This window comes from Intestinibacter sp. (assembly GCF_051866655.1).
Taxonomy (GTDB): Bacteria; Bacillota; Clostridia; order Peptostreptococcales; family Peptostreptococcaceae; genus Intestinibacter.
This window is the reverse complement of the sequence record NZ_JBJDXL010000117.1, coordinates 1-6456: the sequence shown is the minus strand read 5'-3', so window position 1 is coordinate 6456 and position 6456 is coordinate 1. Positions and strand designations below refer to the sequence as shown.

General features: G+C 27.9%; 6 protein-coding genes. All 6 read left to right on the top strand.

Features of this window, described 5'->3' with window-relative positions; genetic code table 11:
- The coding region (gene mnmG, locus ACI3VO_RS03080) for a tRNA uridine-5-carboxymethylaminomethyl(34) synthesis enzyme MnmG (protein ID WP_439756511.1) at positions 1-1880 on the top strand (1880 nt) is incomplete at its 5' end.
- Entirely contained in the window at positions 1873-2592 is a 720-nt protein-coding gene (rsmG, locus tag ACI3VO_RS03075) for a 16S rRNA (guanine(527)-N(7))-methyltransferase RsmG (RefSeq protein ID WP_439756510.1), read from the top strand. The genes mnmG and rsmG, both read left to right, overlap by 8 nt.
- A 165-nt stretch (positions 2593-2757) precedes the next feature.
- Positions 2758-3543: a nucleoid occlusion protein gene (gene noc / locus ACI3VO_RS03070; RefSeq protein WP_290687174.1), complete on the top strand. Its 786-nt coding sequence runs from the start codon at positions 2758-2760 to the stop codon at positions 3541-3543.
- Positions 3544-3592: 49 nt separating this feature from the next.
- Positions 3593-4423, top strand: coding sequence for a ParB/RepB/Spo0J family partition protein (locus ACI3VO_RS03065; protein WP_439756509.1), 831 nt, complete (start codon positions 3593-3595; stop codon positions 4421-4423).
- A gap of 258 nt (positions 4424-4681) precedes the next feature.
- The gene (locus ACI3VO_RS03060) at positions 4682-5974 is read left to right on the top strand and encodes a helix-turn-helix domain-containing protein (protein ID WP_439756508.1); all 1293 of its coding nucleotides are present in this window, start codon (positions 4682-4684) and stop codon (positions 5972-5974) included.
- Between the two features lie 151 nt (positions 5975-6125).
- Positions 6126-6389 carry a DUF3343 domain-containing protein gene (locus ACI3VO_RS03055; RefSeq protein WP_439756507.1) on the top strand — a complete coding sequence of 88 codons (264 nt, stop codon included), beginning with the start codon at positions 6126-6128 and terminating at the stop codon, positions 6387-6389.
- The last annotated feature ends 67 nt before the right edge of the window (positions 6390-6456 follow it).

Here is a 6456-nt window from a genome sequence, read left to right as displayed (position 1 = left end):
CAGGAAATTATGACGTAATAGTTGTCGGTGCAGGCCATGCAGGATGTGAAGCAGCTTTAGCTACAGCTAGAATGGGATGTAAAACATTAATGGTTACATTGACACTTGATTCAATAGGAATGATGCCTTGTAATCCATCAATTGGTGGAACAGGAAAAGGACAATTAGTCAGAGAAATAGATGCTTTAGGTGGAGAAATGGGAATTAACATAGATAAAACTTTTATACAAAGTAGAATGTTAAATACTGCAAAAGGTCCAGCTGTACATTCTCTAAGAGCACAAGCAGATAAATTTAAATATCATACAGAAATGAAAAAAACATTAGAAAATGAACCAAATCTTGAAATAGTTATGGATGAGGTCGTAGATTTAATAAATGATGGACAAGTAATAAAAGGTGTTGTAACTAAATTAGGGTGTAAATATCATTCAAAGGCGGTTATATTGGCAACAGGTGTTTATTTAAATTCATTAATTTATGTAGGTGAAGTAACTCTACATGAAGGACCTAATGGACTAGGATATGCAGATCAATTAACTAATAAATTAGTTGAATTAGGATTAGATATGAGAAGATTCAAAACTGGTACACCTGCTAGAATTCATAGAGATAGCATAGATTTTTCTGAAATGGTTATACAAGAAGGTGACGAAAAAATCACACCTTTCTCATTTATGAGTGGAGAATTGAAAATAGACCAAGTACCTTGTTATCTAGCTAGAACTAATTTAGAAACACACAAGGTTATAATGGACAATATAAATAGATCAGCTATGTACAGTGGTAGAGTTCACAGTACAGGTCCTAGATATTGCCCATCTATAGAAGATAAGGTTGTGAGATTTAACGATAAAGAGTCTCATCAAACATTTATAGAGCCAGAAGGTCTAGATACAAAGGAAATGTACATCCAAGGTATATCTACAAGCTTACCTTATGAAGTACAGCTTCAAATGTATAAAACTATGAAGGGGCTTGAAAATTGTAAAATAATGAGACCAGCTTATGCGATTGAGTACGATTGCTTAAATCCTACACAATTAAAGGCTTCTCTTGAAATAAAGGTAACAGAAAACCTATTTAGTGCAGGACAATTCAACGGAACATCAGGCTACGAAGAAGCAGCAGCACAAGGTCTTATGGCAGGTATAAATGCTGTTAGAAAAATTCAAGGAAAAGAGCCTTTTATACTAGATAGATCAGAAGCTTATATAGGAGTTTTAATAGACGACTTAATAACTAAGGGAACTAATGAACCTTATAGAATGATGACATCTAGAGCAGAATACAGATTATATCTAAGACAAGATAATGCAGATATGAGACTTACAGAAAAGGGATACGAGTTAGGTCTTGCAACTCAAGAAAGATATGATAGATTCTTAGCTAAAAAGGCTTTAGTAGAAGCAGAACTAGAGAGATTAAAAACTGAAAGAGTTACACCAAAAGAAGTAAATCAATATTTAGTTGAAAAGGGTGCATCAGAAATAAAAGTAGGTTTATCTTTATATGAATTTTTAAAGAGACCAGAAGTAACATATGATTTAATTGAACAAATAGGGAAAGGAGCTTCAGAAGAAGTACCTTACGACGTAAAAGAGCAATGTGTGATAATGTCTAAGTACGAAGGATATATAGATAAACAATTAAAACAAATAGATCAATTTAAAAAGCTAGAAAACAAAAAACTATCAGAAGACATCGATTACTCTACTATTGAAGGTCTTAGAATAGAAGCTAGACAAAAGCTTAATAATATAAAACCTCTATCAATAGGTCAAGCTTCTAGAATATCTGGAGTTTCACCTGCTGATATATCTGTATTACTTATTTACCTTGAACAAATGAGAAGAACTAGAGGTGGAAGTAATGAGTAATATAGATATATTAAAAAAAGGTATAGAGGATTTTGGGTTAGAAGCTAATGAAAAAGTATTGAGTGATTTTCAAGAATATAAAGAACTATTAGTTGAATGGAATCAAAAGATGAATTTAACAGGTATAGAAGATGAAAAAGAAGTGTTCATAAAGCACTTCTTAGATTCTATATCTGCTGTTACAAAAGGATATATCCAAAATGGAATGTCTTTGATAGATGTAGGCACAGGAGCTGGATTTCCTGGGATGCCACTTAGAATTTGTCTACCAGAATTAAAGGTGACATTACTTGATTCTTTAAATAAAAGGATTAATTTTTTACAAGAGGTAGCATCTAAATTATCTATTGACGATATAGAGTTTATTCATGGAAGAGCTGAAGACTTCGGAAAAAATGAAGACTATCGAGAAAAATTTGATATTGCTACAGCAAGAGCAGTTGCAGGATTACCTGTTTTAATGGAATTTTGCGTTCCATTTATAAAGGTTGGGGGATATTTTGTATGCTTAAAGGGGCCTAACGCTAATTTAGAATTAGAAGAATCTAAAAAAGCTATGGAAGTATTAGGTGTTGAATATATTGAGAAAATAGATGTTAAATTGCCAGAAATTGACTTAAATCACAATATATTAATATTTAAAAAAGTTAAAAATACTCCAAGTAAATATCCTAGAAAAGCTGGGAAAGTTTCAAAAAATCCTATAAAATAAAGTATAATCTTTTGTAATAATTAAAAATATAGAGGATTATATAGTAAAATGAAGAATAATATCATAAAGTAAGTTGAAAAATTGAGATAGAAAGTGTTAAAAAAAGTCATAATAAGGAAATAAGTTTGTATATAAAAAATAGTTATAGAATGAGAGAGGTATGTTATGGAAGAGAAAATAGTTATAGAAATACCGATTGAAGAGATAGCTCCAAATCCATATCAACCAAGAAAAGTATTTTCTGAAAAATCGTTGGAAGAATTAAAAGATTCAATTGAAAGTTATGGAGTATTACAGCCTATTACTGTTAGAAAGAAAGATGATAAATTCGAATTAGTTGCGGGGGAAAGACGATTAAGGGCTGCTAAATTGGCTAATTTAAAGACTATACCTGCTATATTATACGATATGTCTGATGAAACTTCGGCTGTATTAGCGCTATTAGAAAATTTACAGAGAGAAGATTTGAACTTTATAGAAGAGGCTTTGGGGTATGAAAATTTAATAAAAGAACATAATTTTACACAACAACAATTAGCTCAAAAATTAGGCAAAAATCAATCTACAATTGCTAATAAATTGAGAATATTAAAGCTGCCTACAGCTATAAAGGAATCTCTAATTGAAAATGGGCTTACAGAAAGACATGCTAGAGCGTTGCTTAAATTACCGAATGAAGAATTAATGAAGGATGTTATATCAAAAATTGTTAAAAATGAACTTACAGTTAAAAAAACTGAGAAGCTTATAAAGGATATTTTAGAAAGTATAGAGCTAGAAAATAATCCAGAGAAAAAACAAAATATAAAATGTTCTATGAGTATAAGAATATATCTTAATACATTAAAGCAAGCATATGATGCAATAATAAATACAGGAATTGAAGCAAAATATAATGAAATAGATAAGGGAGATTACATGGAAGTAGTTGTGAAGATCCCTAAGAAATAGAATTACTGCACAGCAGTAATTTTTTTTTAAAAAAGAGGGAGGAATGATGATGGCTAAAAAAGGATTAAATTCGTTATTACCAGAACAGATAGAAAATGAAAAACAAATTTTAAATATAAAGATATCAGATATATATCCCAATAATACTCAACCTAGAAAAAATTTTGATCAAGATAAAATTATCGCATTATGCGAATCTATAAAAAAACACGGTGTACTTCAACCTATAGTCCTAAAACCAGACGAAAATGGTAAATATATGATTATAGCAGGAGAAAGAAGATATAGAGCATGTAAAATGGCTAAAATAGAAGAAATTCCAGCTGTTATAAAAGATATACCGACTAAAGAGGTAATGGAAATTGCTTTAGTCGAAAACCTACAAAGAGAAAATTTAAACATAATAGAAGAAGGAATAGCATATAAAAATTTAATAGAAAAATATAACTCTACACAAGAAGAGCTTGCTTTACTTGTGGGAAAAAGCAGACCATATATAACTAATACTATGAGATTATTGAATTTATCTAAGGAAGTAATTAAGTATATTGAATTAGAAAAGATCTCACCGGGGCACGGTAAAGCGTTACTAAGGATTAGTGACGAAAAGAAACAGATTGAATTAGCACAGAGAATAATAAAAGAAAATTTATCGGTTAGAAAGATAGAAGAAATAGTAAAAAATATACTAGAAGATAAAAAGAAAAAAACTAAACCTAAAGAAAAAGATATATTTATAAAAGATATAGAAGAAAGACTTACAAATAGTCTAGGAACTAAGGTAAATATTTCTTCAGGAAAGAAAAAAGGAAAAATAGAAATAGAATATTATACAGATGATGATTTAAATGATATAATAGAAAGACTTCTAGAGGAATAATATTTTGACAAAGAAGAATTATGTCAATATATGTTACATGTGTTTAGCATGAAGAAAAAAATATATTAAACTATAATAAAAAAGCATCCATAGTTTATTTAAATATTATAAGCTAGAATATAATATATATTGATTTATATAAAAAAATAGAATTTTTAGAAAAAATACAATTGATAATGATGTAATTAATGTAAGTATAAGTTATAATTATATTATAATAATTAGTAATAATAAATAATGCTAAAGTGGGTGAGATATATGAATATATTGAGTTTAGGGGAAAAAATAAAAAAACTCAGAAAAGAAAAAAATATGACGTTAAAGGAGCTAGCGGGGGATAGGATAACAGCAGCGCAGATAAGTCATATAGAAAGAGATAAGTCGCACACGAGCTATGAGCTTTTAGAGTACTTAGCTGAGAGATTAGATGTCAGTATAGATTATCTTCTTGAAACTAAAGAGATGCAATCTAAAAAAATTACGGACAATTTAATTTTACAGAGTGAAATATATATAAAAAGAGATGCCCTAGATGAAGCAGAAAAAGAGATTGAAGAAATCATTGAAATCTGCGAGAAGTATGATCTTTCTGAAAATTATGGAAAATGCAATTATTTATTGGGAAATATTTATTTAAAGAGAAAAAATAGTAGAAAAGCGAATTTTTATTTTGAAAAGGCATTATTCCATTTTATAAAAAATGATGATAAAAAAAGAATATTCCAATGTTATATGAATATAGCTAATATATATTTTGAAGATAAATTTTATCAAGTTGCTTTAACAAATTACTATTTTGCAAAAGAAATACTAGATGAAATTAATGTAGATGAACCGGATACATACAAGGAATTATACAGTAAAATATCTAAATGTTATATAAAAATGGATGATACTGAAAAAGCACTAGAATTTATAGAAAAAATAGGAAGTATAGATAATGAATATTCACCGACACAAGAAGTTGAAATGTTGGTATTGAAAGCTAAAAATTTATTAGCTGAAGCTAGATATATAGAATCAAAGGAATATTTTGCAAAAGCTTTGAAAATAATAGAAAAAGAAGAGAATAAAGATAAATTAGCTCAAGTATATTTAACAGTTGGAAGTATATATGGTGAGATGGGCGATAATGAAAAATTCTTAGAGTATTCAGAAAAGGTATATGATATAAAGAAAAATGATTCTGATGAATATATGATGGATAGTTTGTTTAATATTATAAAATCTTATATAGATTCAAATGAATTTGAATTAGCTAAGAAGTATTCTAAATTAGCGCTAGCTGCTGCAATAAAAACAAAGAGCAAATATAATGAATTTAGAGCTTTAAAATACTACTGTGATATATATAAATATAAAGGAGAAACTGATATATCTATAGAATATCTTATAAAATGTATAGAAATAGTATCTAAATTAGATGATGATAAGATATTAGGTAATTTATATATAGAATTAGGACAGTTATATTCAGGAGTATCAAAAGAAAAAGAATTAGAATGTTATCAAAAAGGTGTATCTATATTTAAAAAATTAGAAATAATATAGAAAAATAGAAAGCTAGACTCTATTAGGGTCTAGTTTTTATTCTTGAGAATAGATTATAAGTGAAAAATAAAAAAATATATGATAATATGATTATGAAAATTAATTAAGGAAAGGAGTTTGTTAAAATTATAGAATTTTAGCAACTAATATTATGAGTGAAATGTATATAGTATCATTTAATTCAACACATCAAGCTATAAAGTGTGATAAAACATTTGAAAAAAATGAGATGGATTATGCTGTTTTACCAACACCTAGAGAGATAACACAAAGTTGTGGAATATCTATAAAATTTTCAATAGGAAATATAGATAATGTAAAGAAAATTATGGATGAAAATCAAATTGAATATAAAGGTATTTATAAAATTGTAAAATTAGAAACAGGAAAAAAACAAGTAGAACAAATCTGTTAAAAGGGGGAGGATTTAATATGCCGTTAAATCTTAATATAGGAGATACAGTTGAATTAAAAAAACAACA